This is a genomic window from Candidatus Palauibacter sp., from assembly GCF_965261555.1.
Classification (GTDB): domain Bacteria; phylum Gemmatimonadota; class Gemmatimonadetes; order Palauibacterales; family Palauibacteraceae; genus Palauibacter.
Map to the genome: position 1 here is coordinate 2125302 of NZ_OZ253465.1, position 22185 is coordinate 2147486.

The window sequence follows — 22185 nt, forward strand, 5'->3', positions numbered from 1 at the left end:
TCCCGCGCACGGGGGATTCGGTAGGTTCAGGCCGTTCGACATTCCAACGGAGATTCGAAATGCGCCTTTCGACACCACGCTTCCCGGGCCCCCGAGTGCCGTCGGCCGGTCTCCTCCTGGTCCTTTTCGCGGCGCTCGGTCCGCCGCAGGCGATGGCACAGTCGACGATGCCGCCGGACGGCGGGTTCGCGGGCGCCCAGCGGACGGCCGGGTCGATGCCCGTCATCCTCCCGCTGCGCGAGCGGGCCGCCGTCATCGACCGCTGGCTGGAAGGGCGGCTCGAGACGGTCGCTCCGGAGATCATGCGGCGCGAAGGGGTGGACCTCTGGATCGTCGCCGCCCGCGAATACAACGAGGATCCGGTCATCGAGACGATGCTGCCCTCCACGTACATGGCGGCCCGTCGGCGCACCGTCCTCATCCTCCACGACCGGGGACCGGGGCAGCCGCTGGAACGGCTCGCGGTGGCCCGGTACGACATCGGTCCCTTCCCGCGCGCGTGGGATCCGGAGAGCGAGCCGGACCAGTGGGGGCGGGTGGCGGAGGTCATCGCCGAGCGCGACCCGCAGAGGATCGCGGTGAACCGCTCCTCGACCTTCGCGCTCGCGGACGGGCTCACCGGCACGGAGTACGACGGGCTGATGGCCGCGCTTCCGGCGAAATACCGCGAGCGGGTGGCCGGAAACGAGCGCCTCGCGATCGGGTGGCTCGAGACGCGGACGCCGGAGGAGATGGAGGTTTATCCCCAGATCGTGCGGATCGCGCACCGGATCATCGCCGAAGGCTTCAGCGCGAAGGTGATTCAGCCGGGCGTGACGACGACCGAGGACGTCGTGTGGTGGTATCGCGAACGGATCCTCGAACTCAAGCTCCAGACCTGGTTCCAGCCCAGCGTCTCCGTGCAGCGCCACGAGAAGTCGGGCGGCGCGAGGGAAGGGGAGGGGGATTTTTCCGGCCCTCCGGACGAGAACGTGATCCGTCCGGGCGACCTGCTGCACGTGGACTTCGGGATCAAGTACCTCCGCCTGAACACCGACACGCAGCAGCATGCCTACGTGCTGAAGCCGGGAGAGGACGCGGCCCCGGCCGGCCTCGTGCGCGCGTTCGCCGTCGGGAACCGCCTCCAGGACATCCTCACGGACAACTTCGCGGCGGGGCGTTCGGGCAACGAGATCCTCGCGGCCGCGCTCGCGCAGGCGAAGGCCGAGGGGATCGACGCGACGATCTACACGCACCCGATCGGCTTTCACGGCCACGGCGCCGGACCCACGATCGGTCTGTGGGACAACCAGGGCGGCGTTCCGGGGCGCGGCGACTATCCGCTCTTCCCGAACACGGCGCACTCGATCGAACTCAACGCGGCCGTCCCGGTCCCGGAGTGGGGCGGACAGACGGTGCGCATCATGCTCGAGGAGGACGCGTTCTTCGACGGCGAGCGCACGTGGTACATCGACGGCCGCCAGACGGATTTCTGGCTCATCCCGCGATGAGGCGGAGACTCGCCGTGAGGGCGACCCTCGCCGCGGGCGTGGTGCTCGCGCTCGGGGCCCTGGCTCCGGCGACGGGCGGCGGACTCGCCGCGCAGATGCCGGACGCGTGGGTCCTCGTGGGACAGGACGCCGAGGACTATCGCCTCAGGCTCGACCCCGAGGTGGCCCATTCCGGGTCTTCCAGCATGCGGCTCGCGGCGCGCGGCAACCGGCGCCGCAGCCAGTGGGCCGCAAGCGTGCAACTCGTCGACGCCATCGCCTACCGCGGAAAGCGGATGCGCCTCCGTGGATATCTCCGGGCCGACGACGTCGATTCCGGAGGTCTCTGGGTGCGGGTCGACGGCATCCTCGAAGGGAAGTACGCCATGCTCGCCCTGGACAACAGCGAGGACCGGCGCGTCGAGGGAACGCGGGACTGGGAGACGCGCGAGATCGTGGTGGACATCCCGCCGGAAGGCGTTACGATCCTCATCGGGGCGATGATCACGGGCGATGGAGAACTCTGGGTGGACGACCTCTCCTTCGAGGCCGTCGCCGAAGATGTGCCGCTCACGACGGAGCCGGAGGTCGTCATCACGGACCAGCCGTACGCGCGCCCGCCCGGCGTCTTTCCCACGCCCACGAACCTGGATTTTGAACGGGAGATGAAGGATCCAATGGCGAATATGGAGAATACGGAGTTGGACCGATGAGGCGCGCCGTGTTGGGGGCGCTGGCCGCGGCGGCTTTCGCGGCCGGCTGCGGCGGGGGTGAGCGCGAGGGATCCGTGGGGGACGCCGCGCGGTCCCCGGAGCCGGCGGAAGGCGCGCTCGCCTCGTACCGCCCCCTCCCGCCGCTCGAGGTCACGCACCTGGACGGCCGGCCGGCGGATCTCGGCCAGTTCCATGGCCAGGTCGTCGTCCTGAACCTGTGGGCGACCTGGTGCATCCCCTGCCGCGACGAGATGCCCGAGTTGCAGCAGATGCACGCGAAGTACGCGGGGGATCCCTTCGAGGTCGTCGGGATATCCATCGATGAAGGAGACGTTGCGCTCGTCGAGGGATTCCTCGAGGAGTTCGATATCACCTATCCGAACTTCCTCGGCGATGGTCCCGGACTCACGCAGGCGCTCGACCTCTACCCCGGGGTGCCGCACACGCTGCTCGTGGACGCGGAGGGTCTGATTCGGGCGTATTGGGGCGGCCGCTTCCATCCCTTCGAGCCGGAAACGGCGGCGCTCGTCGAGAGGGTTCTCTCGGAAGCCCGGTAACGGATGGCGATCGAGATCCGCCGGCTCCGTCCGGGGGACTGGGATCCGGTGCGGAGGATCTACGAGGAAGGGATCGCGACGGGGGACGCGACCTTCGAGACGGAATCTCCCGGCTGGGAGTCGTGGGACGCGAGCCACCTCGAGAGCTGTCGGCTCGTGGCCGAGCGGGAGGGGCGCGTCGTCGGATGGGCGGCGCTGGCCCCGGTCTCGGGACGCTGCGTGTACGGCGGCGTGGCGGAGGTGAGCGTCTACGTCGGCGGGGACGCGCGCGGGGGCGGCATCGGCCTCAGGCTCCTGACCGCGCTCGTCGAATCCTCCGAGCGAGCCGGGCTCTGGACGCTGCAGGCGGGGATCTTCCCGGAGAACGTCGCAAGCCTCCGCATCCACGAGCGAGCCGGCTTCCGCCGCGTGGGGCGGCGCGAGCGGCTGGGAAAGCTCGGCGGGCGGTGGCGCGACGTGGTTCTGCTCGAACGGCGCAGCCCTCTCGTCGGCACCTGACAGCGGGTGGCAAAAGCCCCGCTTCGTTCGAGCGGCGCTGGCCGACATTGGTGCGCCCCTTGACGTTTGGGGTCCGGCAGGCGATCATTGCGCGCGTTCGGACGAGGCCCGGAGCGTCGGGCACGGTCGAACTGAGAAGGCAGGATCGCAGGATCGGGGGGCCTCTCAACAACAGGTCGCCCCTTTTTTTTTAGTTTCTTGTCAGCGTGGCGGGTGCCACGACCCTGGCGCGGGGGAGACCGCGTCGAACAGGTCAGCGGTCGGCAGCGACGGGTTTCCCGAACTCCGACATGACTAACGAAGGAGTAGGAAATGCGTACGAGAGGTACCGTGAAGTGGTTCAACGACCAGAAGGGCTTCGGGTTCATTACCCCTGAAGAGGGTGGTAAGGACTGCTTCGTACACCACACGGCGATTCAGGCGGATGGCTTTCGCACTCTGAAGGAGGGCGAGGCCGTCGAGTTCGACGTTACGGACGGGACGAAGGGCCCGGCTGCGGAGAACGTGACCCGCGTCGCGTGATTTGCCGACCGCCACCAGGCGAACGGTGAAGTTCGGAAAGGGCCGCCCGGCGACGGGCGGCCCTTTTTTTGCTATGATCCGGGGGTGTCAACGCAGCCCGATCCCAGCCACGGAGAACGTCCGATGACCGCCGCGCGCCGCAGTACCCGAATCTCCCTCTCGTTCCTTGCCGCCGCAGTTCTCCTGTGCCTCGCCGCGCCGGTGGCCGCACAGGCGGGGGCCGAGTCCGGCCCGCTTCGCATGGAGGACATCTTCGAGGTCGAGATCGCGGGGGATCCGCAGATCTCTCCGGACGGGCGCCGCGTCGTCTACGTCCGCCAGCGTGCGGACATCATGACGGACAGCCGCTTCTCGAACCTCTGGATCGTGGGCTCCGACGGCTCGGATCACAGGCCGCTGACGACCGGGGATTTCAACGACAGCTCGCCGCGCTGGTCGCCGGACGGTACGCGACTCGCCTTCATCTCGAACCGGAGCGGGGACGCGCAGATCCACGTCCGCTGGATGGATTCGGGTGAGACCTCGGTCGTCACGAGCGTGACGGAGCCGCCGCGGTCATTCGAATGGTCGCCCGATGGGACGCGGATCGCGTTCGGCAAGCTGGTGCCGAAGCCGGCGCCGACGATCGGGGGGATGCCGACGCCGCCGGAGGGCGCGGAGTGGGCCGAGCCCGCGCAGGTCGTCGAGCGGCTCGTGTACCGCTTCGACCAGTTGGGCGATCTCCCGCACGGGTTCGTGCACGTCTTCGTCGTCCCGTCCGAGGGCGGCACGGCGCGTCAGATCACGAGCGGCGACAACCACTGGGCCGGCAACGGAATCGGCGGGACGCACTTCTCGTGGACGCCGGACGGCTCGGGCCTCGTCATGTCGCGCGATCCCCGCGGGGGCGACACGGAGAGCGTGTTCGTGGCGGACACGGAAGTGTTCGAGGTCTCCGTGGCCGACGGCACGGCGACGCAGCTCACGGACCGCCGGGGGCCGGACGACGGGCCGATCGTCTCTCCGGACGGCCGCCACATCGCCTACTTCGGCATGGACGACCGCTTCCAGGGATACCAGCTCACGCGCCTCTACGTGATGAACCGGGACGGGAGCGACCCGCGTTCGCTCTCCGAGGGACTCGACCGCGAGGTCTACGGGGCCACGTGGGCTCCCGACGGCTCGGCCCTGTACGCCCTGTACGACGACGAGGGGATGACGAAGCTTGCCCTCTTCGGCCTCGACGACGACGGGCGCGGCCACCGGGTGCTGACCGAAAACGTCGGCGGGGTCGGCCGCGCCTACGCCGGCGCGACGTACTCCGTCGCCGACGACGGCAGCTTCGCGATGAACTACACGACGCTAGCCGTCCTTTCCGAGGTCGCGACGGGCCGACCCGGGAGCGATGTCCGCGTGCTCACGGGCATCAACGACGACCTGATGGCCAAGCGCGACATCGGCGAGGTCGAGGAGATCTGGTACGAGTCCTCGCACGACGGACGTCCGATCCACGGCTGGATCATCAAGCCGCCCGGCTTCGACCCGTCCCGCGAATATCCTCTCATCCTCGAGATCCACGGGGGACCGTTCTCGAACTACGGCGCGCGCTTCGACCTCGAGAAGCAGCTGATGGCGGCGCAGGGCTACGTCGTCCTCTACACGAACCCGCGCGGGAGCACGAGCTACGGCGAGGAGTTCGGGAACCTGATCCACCACGCCTACCCCGGCGACGACTTCCATGACCTCGTCTCGGGGGTGGACGCCGTCATCGACCGCGGCTACGTGGACCCCGAGCAACTCTACGTCGTGGGCGGGAGCGGAGGCGGCGTCCTCACGGCCTGGCTCGTGGGCCGGACGGACCGCTTCCGCGCCGCGGTGTCGTGGTATCCCGTCATCAACTGGTACAGCTTCGTGCTCACCGCGGACATGGCCGCCTACGGCGTGAACTACTGGTTCCCCGGATACCCGTGGGACCACGTGGAGCACTACGAGTCGCGTTCGCTCCTGAGCGTGGTCGAGAACGTGACGACGCCGACCCGGATCGTGACGGGCGAGGAGGACTGGCGCACGCCGATGTCCGAATCCGAGCAGTACTTCAAGGCGCTCAAGCTGCTCGGGGTGGAGACGTCGCTCGTGCGCTTCCCCGACGAGCCGCACGGCATCCGCCGCCGGCCGAGCCATCACATCGGGAAGATGCTGTCGACCCTGGAGTGGTTCCGCCGCTACGCCGCCACGACTTCCTGACCGGCCAGGAGACGTCCCGATCGGCCAGGAACGGGACCCTGAGCCGAGGCTCGCGGCGGCGTCCGCTGGACAGGAGGACTTGATCTTCCTATCCTAAAGATTGTTGAATATCGAACCTCTGGAGTACGATATGCAACAATCTATACCGAGGCCACATCTCATAAGCGCCATTCAGCGGGGCCTGTCGGAGGCTCCGGTGGTGGCTCTCCTGGGCGCGCGCCAGGTCGGGAAGACGACACTTGCCGAGCAGGTCGTGTCCGCCGCGGAGTCGGCCGTCATCTTCGACCTGGAGAAGCGGGGCGAGAGGGCGGCTCTGTCGGCGACGCCCGAAATGCTGCTCCGCAACGCGGAAGGCCTCGTCGTCATCGACGAAATCCAGCGCATGCCGGAACTCTTCGAGGTCCTTCGGCCCATCTGCGACGCCCGCGACCGCAAGGCCGTGTTCCTCGTCCTGGGCAGCGCTTCGCTGGACCTGATCGAGGGGGTTTCCGAGACCCTGGCCGGCCGCGTCCAGTTCGTGGATGTGGGTGGCTTCTCGCTCGCCGAAGCCGGACCGGGGAATCAGGATCGGCTGTGGATGAGGGGCGGCTTTCCCCGGGCGTACCTCGCGCCCTCGAGCGGGGCGTGGTCCCGCTGGATGGAGTCCTTCACGCGCACCTTCCTCGAACAGGACATTCCGGGGCTGGGCTCACGGGTGTCGTCCGCGGCGCTCGGCCGCTTTTGGAGGATGCTGGCGCACTATCACGGGCAGACCTGGAATGCGGCCGAACTGGGACGCTCCATGGACGCGAGCGTGACCGCCGTGAGGAACTACCGCGATCTGCTGTCGGGTTCGTTCATGATCCGCCAACTGCCGCCGTGGTTCGAGAATCTGGGCAAGCGGCTCGTGAAGTCGCCGAAGGTCTTCATTCGCGACAGCGGCATTCTGCATTCGCTGCTGGGGATCGAGGAGATGGCCGAGTTGGCCGTGAATCCCCGGTACGGAGCCAGTTGGGAGGGGTTCGCCCTCGAGCAGACGCTCCTGGAGCACGGAGAGCGGGAGGCCTACTTCTACGGGACCCAGCGGGGGGCGGAACTGGACCTTCTGCTCCTGCGGCGAGGACGGCGCTGGGGCTTCGAGTTCAAGTGCACGGAGGCGCCCCGGACCACGAAGTCGATGCACGTCGTGATCCGGGACCTGAACCTCGAACGTCTATGGGTCGTCTACCCCGGGGATGTCGAGTATCCGCTGACCGACACCATCACCGCCCTGCCGCTGAAGCGGATCGGGGACATCTCTCTGGGTTAGCGCTGCGTCAGCGGGCGACCTGGAAGGGGACGGTTGCGACCTGGTCATCCCACCAGATCGTGAACACGCCGCCCTCCTGCGTCATGTCCATGAACGAGATCGTGAGCTGGTCGGCCGACATCATGATCGTGTCCACATCCATCGTCGTCCGCAGCACGTCGCGGTCGGGCGTGTAGCCGTAGGCCCCCCAGAGCGCGTCGTCGTTCTCCTCGCGGAAGCTCTCCTTGGCGCCCCAGTTCGAGAAGACCAGCGTCCACTCGTCCTCGGAGAGTTCCGCGAACACGCTGTACTCGCCGGCCGGCAGGCGCTCGCCGCCGAACATGAGATCGGTCTCCGTCATGAAGCGCGTGGACTGGTCCGCGCCGACGCGCCACAGCGGCGCTCCGCGGAGGAACTGCTGGCCGTACTCATCGCCCGAGCCGAACAGGTCGCGGCCGCGCAGGATGGGGCGGCCGTAGGTCACGACGACCCAGGAGCCGCTGTAGCTCCCTTCGGCGTCATAGCCGCCGCCCACCTGGGTCGCCGCCTCGCCACGCGGGCTCGCGCGACGGTCCTGGGCGTCCGCGGGCGCGGCGAAGGCAAGGGCGACGCCGAGGGCGAAACAGGGAATGGCGCGGAACATCTTCTTCATTCGTACCTCCAAGCAGGTTCAAGCGCGGCATCGCCGGCCGGCGATGCGCGAACAATCCCGAAGCGGGCCGGGCATCCTACGGTGGCGCGCGCGAACCCGAAAGCCGGGTGCGTCGCCGCGGCACGCGGCCTCCGATACAATATCGACCCATGAAGAGAACACGGCCCGCAAGAGGAACGTTTCGGCGGATCTTCACGGCCGGCTTCGCGGCAGACGCCCTGGTCTTGGCGGCGGGTGGCCTGGTCGCGGCGGCGGCGTGCGGCGGCCGGACGCCGGATATGGGGCAGACCGGAGGGACGGTCGCCGCCGACGCGGTGCGAGCGGAGATCGAGCGCGTCACGCGGCGTTGGGAAGCGTCGCTGATCGCGGGGGCGCCGGGCGAGGCCGTCGCCGATGTCTTCACGCCGGACGCGGTGCGACTCCCCTCCGGAGAGCCGGCGGTTCGGGGGCACGACGCGATCGTGCGCGCGCTGGCCGGTTCCGTGCCGCTTCGCGAGGCCCGGTTCACGATCGAGGACATCGAGGTGGACGGGAACCTGGCGTTCGCGAACGGGACGTACCGCGTGCGCGGCCCCGACGATGTCGGACTCGAAGGCAAGTTTCTCGAGGTGTGGAAGCGGCTCGAAACCGGGTGGCGTATCCACCGCGTCATGTGGGACTGACGCCCCGGTTCGACATACAACTGTGTGGGAGACTCTGACGCGATGAAAAAGATGAAGAAGACGGGAAGGGCGCCTTCGACGGACGCCGTGCACGCGGGCGAGCAGCAGCCGAGGCCCGAGGGGGCCGTCGTCACGCCGATCTACCAGACGGCGAACTACGAGTTGGGGGGCGAGGACTACCACGACATCGGGTACATACGGCTCAGCACAACGCCGAACCATCGTGTGCTGGGGGAGCGCATCGCGGCGCTGGAGGGGACGGAGGCGGCACTCGCCCTCGCGAGCGGGATGGCGGCGATCTCCGGATCGCTGCTCACGGTGCTGTCGTCGGGCGACCACGTGCTCGTGCAGGACACGCTGTACGGCGGCACGGCCGCCTTCCTGCAGCAGGATCTGCCGCGCTTCCGGATCGGGCACACGGTGATCGACCCGCAGGATCCATCCGGTTGGGCGGCCGCGCTGACGCCGACGACGCGCGCCATGTACGTGGAGACGCTCACGAATCCGCTCGTGCAGGTCGCGGATCTGGAGGCCGTCGTCGCGTTCGCGCGCGAGCACGGGCTTGTGACGCTGATCGACAACACGTTCGCGAGCCCGATCAACTTCCGGCCGGCGGAACTCGGCTTCGACCTCGTCCTCGAGAGCTGCACGAAGTACATGAACGGCCATAGCGACATCGTGGCCGGGAGCGTGGCCGGGCCGGCGGACCTCGTGCGCCGCGTGAAAATCATGCAGGACCACCTCGGGGGCTCCCTCGACCCGCACGCGGCGTTCCTGCTCGAACGGGGGCTGAAGACGCTGGGCGTGCGCGTCCGCGAGCAGAACGCGTCGGCCGGGCGGCTCGCCGCGCGGCTCGAAGCGCACCCGGCCGTGTCCGTCGTCCACTATCCGGGGCTGGCGAGCCACGCCCAGCACGAGCGGGCCGCGCGCCTGTTCGACGGCTTCGGCGGGATGATGTCGTTCGAACTCGAGGGCGGGGTCGACGCGGCGGAGGCGTTCATCTCCGCGCTCGAGATCCCGATGGTCGCGGCGAGTCTCGGGGGGCCGGAGTCGCTCGTCGTGCGGCCCGCCGCCGCCGTGCACGCGGGCATGTCCGCCGAGGAGCGGGCGAAGGCCGGCATTCGGGACGCCCTCATACGCTTCTCCACCGGGCTGGAGGCGACGGAGGATCTCGCGGCCGACCTCGATCGGGCGCTGGCGACTCTGCCCAGGGCGGTCGCGGGCCTCACCGCGTGAAGCCTCCCGGCCTGCCGGAGATCGAGGCGGCACGCGAACGGGTCTACGCGGCGGCCCTCCGCTCGCCGCTCATCCGTCTCGGCGTCGACGAGGGGCCCGAGATCTGGCTCAAGCTCGAAAACCTGCAGCCGATCGGCTCGTTCAAGATCCGTGGGTCGGCGAACGCGATCGGCTTGATTCCGCCGGCGGAGTTGGCGGCGGGGGTGTGGACGGCGAGCGCGGGGAACATGGCGCAGGGCGTCGCCTGGAACGCGCGGCGTCTCGGCGTCCCGTGCTCGGTCGTCGTCCCGGAGACGGCGCCGCGGCTCAAGCTCGACGCGATCGCCCGGCTCGGCGCGACGGCCATCAAGACCTCCGTGGCCTCCTGGTTCGAGGTGTTCCGCACGCAGCGCTTCGACGGAATGGACGGACGGTTCGTCCACGCCTTCATGGACCGCGACGTGATGGCGGGGAACGGAACCATCGCCCTCGAACTGATGGAAGATCTTCCCGACGTGGACGCGGTCGTCGTCCCCTTCGGAGGCGGCGGGCTGGCGTGCGGGATCGCGGCCGGGATGCGGGCCGTCGCTCCGGACGTTCCCGTCTTCGCGTCCGAGGTCACGGGTCAGGCCCCGTTCGCGGAATCGCTGCGCGCGGGCCGCGCCGTCTCGATCTCCTATACGCCCTCTTTCGTCGACGGAATCGGGGGGCCGCGCGTGGAACCCGCGATGTGGGAACTGGCGGAGGATCTCCTGGCGGGTTCGATCGAAATCACGCTCCGCGACACCGCCGACGCGATCCGACTGCTCACGGCCCGCAACCGCGTGGTGGCCGAGGGGGCCGGCGCTTCCTCGGTCGCGGCGGCCCTGTCGGGCGCGGCAAAGGGGGACAAAATTGTCTGCGTCGTGTCCGGGGGGAACCTGGATCCGTCCAGCATGGCCACCATCCTCGCGGGAGGCGTACCGTGAGCGGCGCCGGGATCGAGCCGTTCCCCGCCGGTCCTGAACGACCTGAAGAGGCGTAACGCATGACCGATCCGCCCGCACCCGACGAGTCCCCGGCGCACCGTTCTCCCGCGACGCTCACCGCCGCGCAGGTCTCGCAGATCCTCAAGCGGGCGGCAGAGATCGACGCCCGAGGCGATTCGATGACCGTCGAGGAGCTGGAGCGTATCGCGGGCGAGGCGGGGATCGACCCGCGCGCGACACGAACGGCGATCGCGGAACTGGTCGCGGAGAAGATGCCGGTCCCGGTTCCGGAGCCTGCACCTCCGGCTGTCGGCGGCCCTCCTGCCGGGAACCCGGCCTCCCCCTCTCCCGGACGCATCATCGCGGGCGGGGCGGTCGGCGCGGCCTTCGGCTTGCTGGTCGCACTCTCCGCACCGACTGCGATAGCGGGAGCCGGCGCCACGGTCGTCTACCTCACACTGCGCGCCGTACAGGCAATGAAGCGCGGCAGCCTGCTCGACTTCCAGCTCCAGAACTTCACGCTCTGGTTCGTGTCGTCGCTGATCCTCGGGGCTGCGCCCGAGGGGTTCTTCCTGACGTTGCTATGCTGGATCCTCACCTCGGTCGTCGGCGGATTCCTCGTCCGCTTTGGCCCTCGGGAGGAGGAGGCGAAGGACGACATCCCACAGCTCGAGGCCGGAGGCCGCTGACACGATGACGGATCCCCCGATGAAGCTCACCACGTCGCAGGTCTCTCTCATCCTTCAGCGCCGGCGGGCGGCGGAGTTCTTCCGGCGGGCCAAGGAGTTGGCGGCGACGACCGCCGACACGCCACAGACGGACAGCACCGTTCTGATCAGGGAGGACCGGGATCGATGAGAGCCCGGCACGCATCCGGTGTCTCGATGTTGCTGGTTGCGTGGACGGCCTCATGTGGCGCTCCCGCCGACGAACGCGGCGGGTCCGGTGGCGGTGCGGCGGCCTCGGGACGGGCCTCGGCGGCGCTGGAGGCGCTGCTCGACTCGGCGTGGGTCCGGGACCTGGAGACGAACCCTGTCATCCGCCTGCGGGAGGGGCTGGACGTGGAGCGGCTCCCCGCGCTGGGCTACGAGGCGGCGGAGGAGCGGGCCGCGTTCTTCCGGCGGCAACTCGACCGCGCGCTCGCCATCGACGGGGCGGCGCTCCCGGCCGATGAGCGCGTCACGCTGGAAACCCTGGTCTGGCAGGCGGAGATGGCCGTCGAGGGACACCGGTATTTCTGGCTTCGGAGCGTCCTCACCCCGTATTCGAGCGTCCTCCGCAGCTACCGCCAGATCTTCCCGCTCCTCCCGCTCGGGAATGAGGCGGATCTCGACCGTTTCGTGGCGCTCGTCGAGCAGGTTCCGTCGCACGTGCGCGATCTCGAGGATTACGTAAGGGGGCAGTTCGAGCGCGACTTCATCGTGCCGAGCCGGAACCTCGCGCCGGTCGTCGATCTCGTGCGCGCGACGGCGGGGGAGGCCGAGGGCGGTCCCTTCGCGCTCCCGGCGGATCGGAGCTCCGCGCTGGACGCCGGCCGGGTGGCGGAGGCAACGGCCCGCATCGGCCAGATCGTCCGCGATTCCATCAACCCGGCGCTCGAGGAACTCGCCGCCTTCCTCGAGGGGCCGTACGCGGCGCGCGCGCCGGCAGGCGTCGGTCTCTCGCAGTATCCGGAGGGCCGCGACTACTACCTCTATCTGACCCGCCTCCACACGACGATGGAGGTGACGCCGGAGGAGGTGCAGGCGGCCGGCCACGAACTCCTCGCCGAGTTTCGTGCGCGCATGGCGGAGATCCGCGACCGACTGGGCTGGGAGGGGAGCGCGGATGAATTCCATGCGCACCTGAAGTCGGACCCGCGCTACTTCCCGGCGTCCCACGAGGAGGTGCGCGAGCGTCTGCTGGCCGCGTCGACCCGGATGCTCGAGCGCATCGACGACTACTTCCTCGGCGTCCCCGAGGCCCCGTGGGACGCGAGGCGGCTCGCGTCCGAACTCGAGCCGGCGATGACGTACGGCTACTACGCCGCGCCCACCCCCGCGGAACCGACCGGCGTCTACTACTACAACGGCTCGAACCTGGATCAGCGGAGTTGGCTGGGGCTCGCCTCGATCTCGCTCCACGAGTTGATCTCCGGCCACCACTTCCAGATCGCGGGCCAGCGCGAGAGCGAGACGCTGCCGGACTATCGGCGAAACTCGTCGTACACGGCCTATACGGAGGGCTGGGGCTCCTACGCGTCGTTTCTGGGGTTCGAGGCGGGCGTGTACGAGAACCTGTACAGCGAGTACGGCTTCTATATCCTTGAGAGCTTCCTCGCGACCCGGCTCGTGGTGGATCCGGGGATGAACCATTTCGGCATGACCCTTGAGGAGGCACGGCAGTTCATGCGCGAGAACACGCTCGAATCGGAGACCCAGATCGCGACGGAGTCGCTGCGCTATTCCACGGATCTGCCGGGGCAGGCGCTCGCCTACCAGATGGGGAAGCGCAAGCTGCTCGACCTGCGGGCCCGGGCGGAGGATGCGCTCGGAGACGGCTTCGACATCCGCCGCTTCCACGATGTCGTGCTGCGGAACGGGTCCGTGCCCATGGTCGTGCTCGATGGGCAGGTCGATGCGTGGATCGACGGGGGCGGGCCCGGGGGCGATGGGAGCGGGGCCGGGGGCGACGGATCGTAGGGCTGCGGCGACCGCGCGCCGGCTGGACGGGCTGGATGCTCCTTCTCCTTCTCGCGACCGCGGTCGTGCTCGCCGCGTGGGCGTTCTGGTGGGAGCCCGGCCGACTCGTCGTCAACCGGACCGACCTCGAGGTGCCGGGATGGCCCGAGGGGGAGGAGACCCGCATCGCGCTCATCGCCGACCTGCACGTGGGCTCGCCGCGGAACGGCCGGGACAACCTGCGCCGCGTTGTGCGACGGGTGAACGAGACGCTCCCGGATCTCGTGCTCATCGCCGGCGATCTGACGATCGACAACGTCGTGGGCGGCCGATTCGTGCCGCCGGAGGAGATCGCCGAGGACCTCGCCGCCCTCGACGCCCGCCACGGCGTGTTCGCGGTGCTCGGGAACCACGACCGCTGGCTGTCGGCCGAGCGCGTGGAGGAGGCGCTCTCCGGGGCCGGGATCACGGTGCTCGACAACCGGGGCCAGCGCGCGCGCGTACGCGGCCACGACGTCTGGATCGCGGGCGTGGCGGATTTCTGGACGGGCCATCCGTCGGTCGAGGACGCGCTCGACGGGGTCCGCCCCGGGGAGCCCGTCATCGTCGTCACGCACAACCCGGACATCTTCCCGGAGGTGCCGGCGCGGGCCTCGCTGACGCTGGCCGGACACACGCACGGCGGGCAGGTCATCATCCCGTTCGTCGGTCCCGGGATCACCCCCTCCCGTTTCGGGGACCGGTACGCGGCGGGTCACGTGGTGGAGGACGGACGGCACCTCTTCGTGACGACCGGGGTGGGGACGAGCCGGCTCGGCGTGCGCTTCCTCGTGCCGCCCGAAATCGTCGCGCTCCGGCTCACGCGCTGCGAGTCCTGCGAGTCGCCGCCGGAGTGACTATCATGCCGCCCACGCGGGTCGCAGCACGGCTCTGCCGTGGGCTGCCAGCCCGCCGCTTGGAACCTCGAAACGGATCCGAAATCGGAGTGACACCGAACATGACGCATCAGTCGAAATCGCGCGTCCGCGGCGGGCGCGTTGGGGGCGCCGCGTGGCCCTTGGCCATCGCATGCCTGGCCCTGCTTCCCCTCGCCGCCGCCGCCCAGGAGGACAAGCTGCCGCCGCCCGAGGGCTGGCTCGCCCGCACCGATCACGGAGGCGACGGCGTGGAGGCCCTTCAGGAGATGCCGCCCGGCTGGCACGTCACGACGGGCCCGGCCGGCATCTTCTACGATCCCGGGACCCGGGCGGACGGCGACTTTCGCGTCGAGTCGACCGTCTTCCTGTTCGACCCCGAAGGCCTGAACGAAGGGTTCGGCGTCTTCATCGGCGGCACGGATCTCGAGGGAGACGGCCAGGCCTACACCTACCTCCTCATCCGGGCGGACGGGAGCGTGATCGTGAAGCGCCGGGATGGCGACGAGACCTCCACGCTCCTCGACTGGACGAAGCACGAGGCCGTCGTCACCTGGGCCGCGCGGGGCGAGGGCGCGGCGACGGCGAAGAACGTCCTCTTCGTGGAGGCCGGCGAGGAGGAGGTGATCTTCGGCGTGAACGAGCAGGAGGTGTTCCGGACGGCGAGAACGGGGCAGCACGTGGACGGCGTCGTGGGGCTGAGGGTCAACCACGGCCTCAACCTGCACTTTTCCACGCTGGAGGTGACCGATGGCTGAGTCCACCACGGGGCCCGCCGGCTCCGGGTCGGCGCGGCTCGAGGCGATCTGGCTCAAGTCGGCGCGGAAGGGCCCGATGGAGCCGGTCCCGGAAGCCACGCTCGTGGCGGGGAAGGGGTTGGAGGGAAACGTCGACCGCGGCGGCTACCGCCAGGTGACGATCCTCGACGCGGACGCGTGGGAGGCGGCGACGCGGGAGGTCGGTGTCGATCTGGCGCCGGATGCCCGCCGGGCCAACCTGCTCGTGCGGGGCGTCGACTTCAGCGAGACGGCGGACCGGGTGCTGCGGATCGCCGGCTGTCGCATCCGCATTCGCGGCGAGACGCTGCCCTGCGAACGCATGGAGGAAGCGGCGCCCGGGCTCAAGGCGGCGCTGGCACCCGACTGGCGCGGCGGCGCGTACGGGATGGTGCTCGAGGGCGGCCCCCTCGCCCTCGGCGATGCGGTGGCCTGGGAATCCTGACGGCCCCCCCCGCCTTCGGTCTCGCCGTCCTCGCGGCTTTCGCGGCGGGGTGCGGCGCACCGGCGTCCGAAGCGGGCCCGCCGACCCGGGCCGGCTCGCTCCCCGTCTTCGAGGCGGAACTCTTCCACCAGGCCGTCGGGGCCGGAGAGCCGGTCGTCGTCGTACACGGCGGGCCAGGTCTCGACCACTCCTACCTTCGTCCGTGGTTCGGGCCGCTGGCCGAGACGCATCAGGTCATCTTCTACGACCAGCGGGGCCTGGGGGCGTCGAGGGCCGTGGTGAACGCGGCGAGCCTCTCGATGGAGCGTTACCTTACGGACATCGACCGGATCCGGGAACACGTCGCGCAACGCGAGAAGGTCACGCTGCTCGCGCACTCGTGGGGAGCGATTCCGGCCCTCCTCTACGCCATGGAGCGCCCCGAGCGGCTGACGGCGATCATCCTCGTCGCGCCCGTCGAGCCCGGCAGCCGGTTTCGCGAGCAGACCGACGAGAACCAGTTGGCCCGACGGGATTCGGCCGACCTCGCGGCCATCGACTCGATCCGGGGGACGCCGGAGTTCGCGGCGCGGGAGGCGGAGGCCATCAGCCGGGTCTTCTTCCACGTCTTCCGCGGGACGTTCGCGGACGCCGGCGTGGCGGACAGCCTGCTTCGCCTCTCCCTGCACGAGCGGACGGCGAGCCAGGGCCAACTCGTCGCGACCCTGCTCATGACGCCGCTCCAGGGACTCGACTTCTGGGACCGTCTCGGCGAGATCGAGGTGCCGGTGCTCATCGTGCACGGCGCGCAGGATCCGATCCCGATGGAGATGGTGGAGGCGATGGATGAGGCTCTGCCGGACAGTCGCCTGATTCGGGTCGATGGATCGGGACACTTTCCGTTCATCGAGAAGCCGGTGCCGTTGTGGGACGCCGTGCGGGAATTCCTTCGGCAGCGGCCCCGGGAAGGATCGTGACCGCGGACGGCCCGGAGCCGGGCCTGGTGCGCGACCCCGCCGCCCTGCGCGGCGCCCTCTCCCGCCTCAATGAGGCGCGGCTCGCGCCCGAACGCAGCTTCGCCCGCCTCGGCTCCCTGCTTTCGGGGTTCGAGGAGCTTGCCAACGTCCTGCCGGGCGCGGACCGCCGGCCGGGCGAGGAGCGTCGGTCGGACGCGGCCGGCGCGCTCGCGGAACTCGAAGCGCTTCTGGCCGAACCGGGCGCCGAAGGCGGCGCTGCGACGCTGCGCGGGTATCTCGAACCGATCCTCGACCGGCTGATCGAAGCCCTGCTCGACCATCCGGAGCGGCGTCTGGCCGTGTACGGGTCCCTTCTCCCCGGCGAGAACAACCATCATCACGTGGCGACGCTTGCCGGGCGCTGGTTGGAAGGGACGGTGGAGGGTACGCTGTGCGACCGGGGCTGGGCGGCGCGACAGGGCTATCCCGGGTTCGTCCCCGGAAGCTCCGGCGACCGGGTCGCGGTGAAGGTGCTGGAAAGTCTCGCCCTCCCCGACGCATGGGAGCGGCTCGACGCCTTCGAGGGCGAGGCCTACCGGAGGATCCTTGCCCCCGTAGAAATGACGTCGCGGACCGGAGCCGGGGGAGAAACCGTGTGGCGGGTTTGCAACATCTACGAACTCACGGACCTCGCCCGCCCGGCCCGCGCGTCGGATCGCGACGGCGCCCCCGCCTGAGCGGCGGTGGGTCGTCCGCTTATTCGTCGGCCTTCACTTCCTCCCACACGGCGTCGAGCGTCGCGAGATCCGCGCTTTTCCACTCGAGGCCGCGGCGCTCCGCCAGTTCGATCATGCGCCGGCAGCGGCGCTCGAATTTCTCGACCGCGCCGAGAAGCGCGTTGGCCGGGTGGGCGCCGGCCCACCGCGAGGCGTTCACCACCGCGAAGAGCAGGTCCCCCACCTCCTCGACGACCTCCGTGCTCGCTTCCCCGATGCGGGGCGGCGCGGCCGGTCCGGGAGACCCCGACGCGTCTTCGGCCGCCGCGTGCTCGAGTTCCGCCGTCTCTTCGCGCACCTTCTCCAGGGGCCCCGCGAGATCGGGCCAGTCGAACCCGAACCCGGCCATCCGCTCCTGAGCGCGCGCCGCGCGGCTGAGCGGGTCGAGCCCGGCCGAGACGCCGTGGAAGGGATCGCCCGCAGTCTCGCGTTCCGCGGCCTTGAGCGACTCCCAGTCGGGCGGGGTGTCGGCATCGCCGTACACGTGCGGGTGGCGGGCCTCCATCTTCGCCTCGAGCGCTTCGACGACGTCGGCGGCCCCAAAGGCGCCACGCTCCTCGGCGAGCACGATCTGGAAGGCGACATTCAGGAGCAGGTCGCCGAGTTCTCCCGACAGGTCTCCGTCGTCTCCCGCCCGGATCGCGTCCGCGACTTCGTGCGCCTCCTCGAGGAGATACGGGCGGAGCGTCTGCGGCGTCTGCTTCGCGTCCCAGGGACAGCGGACGCGCAGGAAGCGGACGAGCGCGAGGACGCGGGCGAGGGCATCATCCCCTTCGCGCTCCTCTTCCGCGTGGAGAGGCTCGAGGCCGGCGGCGGTTGGCTCTTGCATGACGGCGAAGGTATCATCCCGTGGCAGGACACCGCAGGAACCTTCCCCGAACCCCCGGCGAAGCTTGACCCGCAGCCGCGAAGACCCCCCGTACCGAGCGTGGCTCGAAGTCGATCTGGCGGCGCTGTCGCGGAACGCCCGGCGCGTGGCGAGGCACGTGGCCCCCGCCCGCTTCGTCCCCATGGTCAAGGCGGACGCGTACGGCCTCGGCGCGATCGAGGTCGCCCGCGCCCTGGACCGGCTGGAGCCCTACGCCTTCGGGGTCGCGACGCCGTCGGAAGGCGCCGAACTGCGGCGGGGCGGGATCGAGCGCCGCATCATCGTCTTCGCCCCCTCGGCCACCGCCGAGATCTCCCAGCTCCTCGAGGCGCGACTCGAGAGCGCGGCGCTGAGCCTGGCATCGTTCGAGAAACTCGAGACCGGCGCACAGGCGGCGTCCACGCGGATCCCCGTCCACCTCGAGATCGATACCGGCATGGGTCGAGCGGGCCTCCCGGCGGCGGAGGCTGCGGCGTGGACGCCCGGGGTCGCGTCGATCCTCTCGCGCGGCGGGGTGACGCTGGCGAGCGTCTACACGCATTTCCATTCCGCCGGGACGGATCCGGCCGCGACGTCCCTACAGTTGACCCGCCTGCGGCGCGCCGCATCGGTCCTGGAGGAGGCCGGCGTCGAGATCCCCTTCCTGCACGCGGCGAACAGCGATGCGGTGATGGCGGATCCGCAGTATCATCTGGGGCTCGTCAGGCCGGGGATCTACCTGTACGGGGGACGGCGGGGGAGGGGCGTCGCGGGCGCGCCGGCGGACCCGGAGAGTGTGGCGCGGGTACGCGCGAGGGTGCTGGAAGTTCGTGACCTCGCGCCGGGCTCGACGGTCAGCTACGGGGCCACCTACTCGACGAAGCGTGCCGAACGTCTCGCCACTCTGGGGATCGGGTACGCGGATGGGTTGCCGTGGCGTCTGTCGAACCGGGGGCGGGCGCTCATCCGCGGAATAGGGGTGCCGATCCGGGGCGGTGTCTGCATGGACGTGACATCGGTAGACGTTTCCGGCGTGCCGGGTGTCGAAGCTGCGGACGTGGCCACGCTCCTCGGCCGTGACGGAGGGAAAGAGGTCGGGCTGGCGGATTTTGCGGAGACCGCCGGGACGATCGAATACGAAGTGCTGACGGCGATCGGACGCCGCCTGCCCCGACACTACGTGGGCGGGCCGGCCGATGCCGCGGATGGGAGCCGATGACCGAGACTCGAGTGACAGCCGGAGAGCCGCTCTCGTGGGATGATCTCGCCGCCCGGGCGAGGATCGCCCGCGAACGCGCGTACGCTCCGTATTCCGGTTTCCTCGTGGGCGCGGCGCTCGAGGCCGATGACGGCCGGGTCTTCACCGGGTGCAATGTGGAGAACGCCTCGTATCCGGTGGGGACGTGCGCGGAGCGGGTCGCGCTCGGGAACGCGGTGGTTTCGGGAGCCCGCGCCTTCTCGCGCATCGCCATCGTGACGAGCGGCGCCCGCGCGGCCCCGCCGTGCGGCATGTGTCGCCAGGCGCTCGCCGAGTTCGGCCGGAAACTCGAGGTCATGAGCGTCGGGACGAACGGGGAGTCCGTGGTCTGGCCGTTGCGGGACCTGCTGCCGGCGAACTTCTCGCTGGAGCGGATGGCCGCGCCGGCGGAGACGGGCCCGTGAACGGACGGGGGCTTGCGGCGCTCGGCACGCTGGTCGTTCCCGTCATGCTGGGTGCATGCGCGGAGGACCCGCTTTCCCTGGGCTCCGAGCAGGTGCCCGGCGCCGGCGTGGAGACGTGGGACGTCACCGTCTCCGTTGCCGAACTGTCGTCCTGGCGGGACACGACGCTGACCGGCTTCGCCCGCCCCTCCACCGCGCCGTTCGTGTACCTCTCGTCCGCGACCGACGTGTCGAGTCGCGGGCTCGCGCGCTTCAACGTCCCCGACACGATCCGGACGTTCGTCGACACGCTGCCGGCCGCGAGGTTCGAGGAGGTGGAGTTCGCGCTCCGCTTCGACACGCTCCGCTCCGAGTTCACGACCTTTCCCGTCACCGTAAGACTCGTCGAACTGGGGGAGCGCTTCGACCCGCATGGCGCGACGTGGCAGGAGGCGGCGCCCGGGGTTCCGTGGGGAGCGCCCGGGGGCAGCCTCGGCGTCGAGATCGCGTCGGCGGTGCTGGAGGCGGTCTCGGATACGCTCCTCATGACGCCGGCCGTGAGGGAGGACTCGCTGATGAAGGCGTGGCGGGAGGCGGACGGGGGCAACGGCTTCGCCATCGTGCTCGACGGCCCCGAAACGAAACTTCGCGTGACGCAGATGGTGCTCCGGTACGATCCGACCCTCGTCGGCCGGAATCTCCCGGTGCCGCAGTCCCAGGGCTGGGACGAGCGCGCGTTCATCCTGGATCCGCCACAGCCTCCGACCGGCACGGCGCTTCGCGTCGGTGGCCTCCCCGCCTCCCGCATCTACTTCGAGTTCGTGCCGCCCGGCATCCTCGGGGACGCGAGGCTCGAGGGGTCCACGGTGAGCCAGGCTGAAGTCATCCTTCATCCGCTGGCCGCGCCCGACCTCTATGCGGCGGAGCGCACGATCGAGGCCCGAAAGGTGGGGCTGCTCGGCGACCCGTTCGAGGTCGGCGAAAAGACCCCGATCGGGAGCGGGGACCTGCTCACGACGACGCTCGATCCCGACAGACTCCGCGAGGGCGAGCCGGTTCGCCTCGACATCACGCTTCTGATGGCGCGGGCCGTCCAGGATTCGCTGACGCGCATCCGGATCGGCTTCCGGGCGGATCCGGACGCGCAGGCGCTGGGCTACTGGGAGTTCGGCTCCGCCGAATCGCCGCCGGAGTTCCAGCCGCAGCTCCGCATCGTGTTCAGTTCGGCGCCCGACTTCACGGTGCCGTGATGCGAGCCGTCCGAGGGTCCCGGGGCTGGGTCCGGGCCGGCTTCGTCGCCGCCGCGCTGGCGGCCTCGCCCGTTGCCGCCTTCGCGCAGACGCCGATCACGGCTGTCGGGCTCGGGTATCCCGTCGCGCCCGTGGATGGCCGGTCGGCGGCGCTCGGCGGATCGGGCTCCGGCCTGCTCGGCGGATCGTACAGCCTCTCGAACCCGGCCGACCTTCTCCTTCACTCGGAACCCGGCTTCTCCGTCTCGCTGGCCAGCGAGGGGGTGACCCTGGAGGGCGAGGGCCACTCGCTCAACACGGGGCGGGGGCGTTTCACGACGATCCGCGCGCTCGTCCCATCCAACGACTGGGCCTTCAGCCTGGCCTTCGGCGGCGAATTCGACCAGGACTGGTCCAACATCCTGCAGGACACGCTGCGGCTGAACGACGGCGCGGTGCCCTACGAGGAGACGCGGGAGCACAACGGTGGGATCAGCACGATCGACGCGTCACTCGCGCGCCGGATCGGGCCGCTGGGCATCGGGGTCTCGGCGCAACGGCTGACCGGCTCGCTGCGGCAGTCGTTCTTCCGCCAGTTCGATGATCCGAGCGGAGGGGCTCCCGCGCTCGGCGGCATCGTGGGGGCGAGGGAGCTGTCGTGGCGCGCCTGGCGCTTCAAGACGGGCGGATCGATTCGGCTGGGCGACCGCATCGTGGCGGGCGTTTCGCTCGGGACGGGCGGGACGCTGTACGCGACCCCCGAAGCGGCGGAGGAACCCGAGGCGGAGTTCGACCTGCCGACCTCGATCGAACTCGGCGGCAGCGTGCGCGTGACGGACCAGCTCCTCCTCACCGCCGGGGGCGGCCGGGCCGGGTGGTCGGCCGTGGGATCGCGCGATGCGGCGGCCGGCTCCGCTTTCCAGTCCCACGACATCGCCTGGCTGGGGGGAGGGCTCGAGTACGGCGCGCTCTCCCTGCTGGGCGGGAGGTTGCCGCTTCGGGTCGGATGGCGGAGGACGGGGCTCCCCTTCAGCCGCGGTTCGGAAGCGATCGAAGAGTCCGCCTTCACGGGCGGCTTCGGCTGGGAGTTCCAGGAGGGACTCGCCGTATTCGATCTCGCGTTCGAGAGCGGATCGCGCGGCGACGTCGCGACGGCCGGCTTCGCGGAGAGCTTCCGGCGCGTCACGCTCTCCTTCTCCCTCCGGCAGCGCTGAAG

General features: G+C 70.1%; 24 protein-coding genes. 22 read left to right on the top strand and 2 right to left on the bottom strand.

The genetic code is table 11. The features are described 5' to 3' along the window. Positions 1-59: 59 nt before the first annotated feature. The 7 genes from ACQY5G_RS09215 to ACQY5G_RS09245 all read left to right on the top strand — a co-directional run bounded on the left by ACQY5G_RS09215 (position 60) and on the right by ACQY5G_RS09245 (position 7270). The gene (locus tag ACQY5G_RS09215; protein ID WP_428104063.1) at positions 60-1490 is read left to right on the top strand and encodes a M24 family metallopeptidase; all 1431 of its coding nucleotides are present in this window, start codon (positions 60-62) and stop codon (positions 1488-1490) included. Between the two features lie 14 nt (positions 1491-1504). Then, entirely contained in the window at positions 1505-2182 is a 678-nt protein-coding gene (locus ACQY5G_RS09220; protein ID WP_428104065.1) for a hypothetical protein, read from the top strand. After that, positions 2179-2739, top strand: coding sequence for a TlpA family protein disulfide reductase (locus ACQY5G_RS09225; protein WP_428104068.1), 561 nt, complete (start codon positions 2179-2181; stop codon positions 2737-2739). The genes ACQY5G_RS09220 and ACQY5G_RS09225 overlap by 4 nt, the downstream gene beginning before the upstream one ends. A gap of 3 nt (positions 2740-2742) precedes the next feature. Then, positions 2743-3237: an N-acetyltransferase family protein gene (locus tag ACQY5G_RS09230; RefSeq protein WP_428104070.1), complete on the top strand. Its 495-nt coding sequence runs from the start codon at positions 2743-2745 to the stop codon at positions 3235-3237. A gap of 312 nt (positions 3238-3549) precedes the next feature. Beyond that, positions 3550-3759, top strand: a complete 210-nt coding sequence (locus tag ACQY5G_RS09235) for a cold shock domain-containing protein (RefSeq protein WP_310757173.1) — start codon at positions 3550-3552, stop codon at positions 3757-3759. A 123-nt stretch (positions 3760-3882) separates the two neighbouring features. After that, the gene (locus ACQY5G_RS09240) at positions 3883-5982 is read left to right on the top strand and encodes a prolyl oligopeptidase family serine peptidase (RefSeq protein ID WP_428104073.1); all 2100 of its coding nucleotides are present in this window, start codon (positions 3883-3885) and stop codon (positions 5980-5982) included. A 199-nt stretch (positions 5983-6181) separates the two neighbouring features. Next, a complete protein-coding gene (locus tag ACQY5G_RS09245) occupies positions 6182-7270 on the top strand; it encodes an ATP-binding protein (protein WP_428104075.1) in 1089 nt (362 codons plus the stop codon). A gap of 7 nt (positions 7271-7277) precedes the next feature. On the opposite strand, the gene ACQY5G_RS09250 is transcribed toward ACQY5G_RS09245, so the two are convergent. Further along, the gene (locus tag ACQY5G_RS09250) at positions 7278-7901 is read right to left on the bottom strand and encodes a DUF2911 domain-containing protein (protein WP_428104077.1); all 624 of its coding nucleotides are present in this window, start codon (positions 7899-7901) and stop codon (positions 7278-7280) included. 149 nt (positions 7902-8050) lie between these two features. Here ACQY5G_RS09250 and ACQY5G_RS09255 point away from each other — a divergent pair, with 149 nt between their 5' ends. From ACQY5G_RS09255 to ACQY5G_RS09305, 11 genes are all read left to right on the top strand, one after another. Then, positions 8051-8563: a YybH family protein gene (locus ACQY5G_RS09255; RefSeq protein WP_428104079.1), complete on the top strand. Its 513-nt coding sequence runs from the start codon at positions 8051-8053 to the stop codon at positions 8561-8563. 42 nt (positions 8564-8605) lie between these two features. Then, complete coding sequence (locus ACQY5G_RS09260; protein ID WP_428104081.1) at positions 8606-9799, top strand: trans-sulfuration enzyme family protein; 1194 nt, start codon at positions 8606-8608, stop codon at positions 9797-9799. Next, positions 9796-10746 carry a threonine ammonia-lyase gene (locus ACQY5G_RS09265; RefSeq protein WP_428104084.1) on the top strand — a complete coding sequence of 317 codons (951 nt, stop codon included), beginning with the start codon at positions 9796-9798 and terminating at the stop codon, positions 10744-10746. The genes ACQY5G_RS09260 and ACQY5G_RS09265 overlap by 4 nt, the downstream gene beginning before the upstream one ends. A gap of 59 nt (positions 10747-10805) precedes the next feature. Then, entirely contained in the window at positions 10806-11435 is a 630-nt protein-coding gene (locus tag ACQY5G_RS09270; RefSeq protein ID WP_428104086.1) for a hypothetical protein, read from the top strand. A gap of 4 nt (positions 11436-11439) precedes the next feature. Beyond that, complete coding sequence (locus ACQY5G_RS09275) at positions 11440-11604, top strand: hypothetical protein (RefSeq protein WP_428104088.1); 165 nt, start codon at positions 11440-11442, stop codon at positions 11602-11604. Beyond that, complete coding sequence (locus tag ACQY5G_RS09280) at positions 11601-13427, top strand: DUF885 domain-containing protein (protein WP_428104090.1); 1827 nt, start codon at positions 11601-11603, stop codon at positions 13425-13427. The genes ACQY5G_RS09275 and ACQY5G_RS09280 overlap by 4 nt, the downstream gene beginning before the upstream one ends. A 35-nt stretch (positions 13428-13462) precedes the next feature. After that, positions 13463-14302 carry a metallophosphoesterase gene (locus ACQY5G_RS09285; protein WP_428104091.1) on the top strand — a complete coding sequence of 280 codons (840 nt, stop codon included), beginning with the start codon at positions 13463-13465 and terminating at the stop codon, positions 14300-14302. A gap of 101 nt (positions 14303-14403) precedes the next feature. Continuing rightward, complete coding sequence (locus ACQY5G_RS09290; protein WP_428104093.1) at positions 14404-15078, top strand: hypothetical protein; 675 nt, start codon at positions 14404-14406, stop codon at positions 15076-15078. After that, positions 15071-15541 (top strand): MOSC domain-containing protein, encoded by a 471-nt coding sequence (locus ACQY5G_RS09295; protein ID WP_428104095.1) that lies wholly within the window; start codon positions 15071-15073, stop codon positions 15539-15541. The genes ACQY5G_RS09290 and ACQY5G_RS09295 overlap by 8 nt, the downstream gene beginning before the upstream one ends. Next, entirely contained in the window at positions 15538-16497 is a 960-nt protein-coding gene (locus tag ACQY5G_RS09300; RefSeq protein ID WP_428278674.1) for an alpha/beta fold hydrolase, read from the top strand. Before ACQY5G_RS09295 ends, ACQY5G_RS09300 begins: the two co-directional genes overlap by 4 nt. After that, positions 16494-17213 carry a gamma-glutamylcyclotransferase family protein gene (locus ACQY5G_RS09305; RefSeq protein ID WP_428104096.1) on the top strand — a complete coding sequence of 240 codons (720 nt, stop codon included), beginning with the start codon at positions 16494-16496 and terminating at the stop codon, positions 17211-17213. The genes ACQY5G_RS09300 and ACQY5G_RS09305 overlap by 4 nt, the downstream gene beginning before the upstream one ends. Before the next feature lie 19 nt (positions 17214-17232). On the opposite strand, the gene mazG is transcribed toward ACQY5G_RS09305, so the two are convergent. Next, positions 17233-18081: a nucleoside triphosphate pyrophosphohydrolase gene (gene mazG / locus ACQY5G_RS09310; protein ID WP_428104098.1), complete on the bottom strand. Its 849-nt coding sequence runs from the start codon at positions 18079-18081 to the stop codon at positions 17233-17235. A 64-nt stretch (positions 18082-18145) separates the two neighbouring features. On the opposite strand from mazG, the gene alr reads away from it, so the two are divergent. The 4 genes from alr to ACQY5G_RS09330 are packed head-to-tail and all read left to right on the top strand — an operon-like array spanning position 18146 to position 22183. Then, on the top strand, positions 18146-19318 hold the full coding sequence (gene alr / locus ACQY5G_RS09315; RefSeq protein ID WP_428104100.1) for an alanine racemase: 1173 nt from the start codon (positions 18146-18148) through the stop codon (positions 19316-19318). Next, entirely contained in the window at positions 19315-19761 is a 447-nt protein-coding gene (gene cdd, locus ACQY5G_RS09320; RefSeq protein ID WP_428104102.1) for a cytidine deaminase, read from the top strand. The genes alr and cdd overlap by 4 nt, the downstream gene beginning before the upstream one ends. Continuing rightward, the gene (locus ACQY5G_RS09325; RefSeq protein ID WP_428104103.1) at positions 19758-20990 is read left to right on the top strand and encodes a hypothetical protein; all 1233 of its coding nucleotides are present in this window, start codon (positions 19758-19760) and stop codon (positions 20988-20990) included. The genes cdd and ACQY5G_RS09325 overlap by 4 nt, the downstream gene beginning before the upstream one ends. Then, complete coding sequence (locus ACQY5G_RS09330; RefSeq protein WP_428104105.1) at positions 20990-22183, top strand: hypothetical protein; 1194 nt, start codon at positions 20990-20992, stop codon at positions 22181-22183. The genes ACQY5G_RS09325 and ACQY5G_RS09330 overlap by 1 nt, the downstream gene beginning before the upstream one ends. Positions 22184-22185: the final 2 nt, after the last annotated feature.

Excerpts from the sequence above, each read along its gene's own strand:
- ACQY5G_RS09215 (WP_428104063.1), top strand. The coding sequence starts at position 60 with ATGCGCCTTTCGACACCACGCTTCCCGGGCCCCCGAGTGCCGTCGGCC.
- ACQY5G_RS09225 (WP_428104068.1), top strand. The coding sequence starts at position 2,179 with ATGAGGCGCGCCGTGTTGGGGGCGCTGGCCGCGGCGGCTTTCGCGGCC.
- ACQY5G_RS09230 (WP_428104070.1), top strand. The coding sequence starts at position 2,743 with ATGGCGATCGAGATCCGCCGGCTCCGTCCGGGGGACTGGGATCCGGTG.
- ACQY5G_RS09235 (WP_310757173.1), top strand. The coding sequence starts at position 3,550 with ATGCGTACGAGAGGTACCGTGAAGTGGTTCAACGACCAGAAGGGCTTC.
- ACQY5G_RS09240 (WP_428104073.1), top strand. The coding sequence starts at position 3,883 with ATGACCGCCGCGCGCCGCAGTACCCGAATCTCCCTCTCGTTCCTTGCC.
- ACQY5G_RS09250 (WP_428104077.1), bottom strand. The coding sequence starts at position 7,901 with ATGAAGAAGATGTTCCGCGCCATTCCCTGTTTCGCCCTCGGCGTCGCC.
- ACQY5G_RS09255 (WP_428104079.1), top strand. The coding sequence starts at position 8,051 with ATGAAGAGAACACGGCCCGCAAGAGGAACGTTTCGGCGGATCTTCACG.
- ACQY5G_RS09260 (WP_428104081.1), top strand. The coding sequence starts at position 8,606 with ATGAAAAAGATGAAGAAGACGGGAAGGGCGCCTTCGACGGACGCCGTG.
- ACQY5G_RS09270 (WP_428104086.1), top strand. The coding sequence starts at position 10,806 with ATGACCGATCCGCCCGCACCCGACGAGTCCCCGGCGCACCGTTCTCCC.
- ACQY5G_RS09275 (WP_428104088.1), top strand. The coding sequence starts at position 11,440 with ATGACGGATCCCCCGATGAAGCTCACCACGTCGCAGGTCTCTCTCATC.
- ACQY5G_RS09280 (WP_428104090.1), top strand. The coding sequence starts at position 11,601 with ATGAGAGCCCGGCACGCATCCGGTGTCTCGATGTTGCTGGTTGCGTGG.
- ACQY5G_RS09285 (WP_428104091.1), top strand. The coding sequence starts at position 13,463 with ATGCTCCTTCTCCTTCTCGCGACCGCGGTCGTGCTCGCCGCGTGGGCG.
- ACQY5G_RS09290 (WP_428104093.1), top strand. The coding sequence starts at position 14,404 with ATGACGCATCAGTCGAAATCGCGCGTCCGCGGCGGGCGCGTTGGGGGC.
- ACQY5G_RS09295 (WP_428104095.1), top strand. The coding sequence starts at position 15,071 with ATGGCTGAGTCCACCACGGGGCCCGCCGGCTCCGGGTCGGCGCGGCTC.
- mazG (WP_428104098.1), bottom strand. The coding sequence starts at position 18,081 with ATGCAAGAGCCAACCGCCGCCGGCCTCGAGCCTCTCCACGCGGAAGAG.
- cdd (WP_428104102.1), top strand. The coding sequence starts at position 19,315 with ATGACCGAGACTCGAGTGACAGCCGGAGAGCCGCTCTCGTGGGATGAT.
- ACQY5G_RS09330 (WP_428104105.1), top strand. The coding sequence starts at position 20,990 with ATGCGAGCCGTCCGAGGGTCCCGGGGCTGGGTCCGGGCCGGCTTCGTC.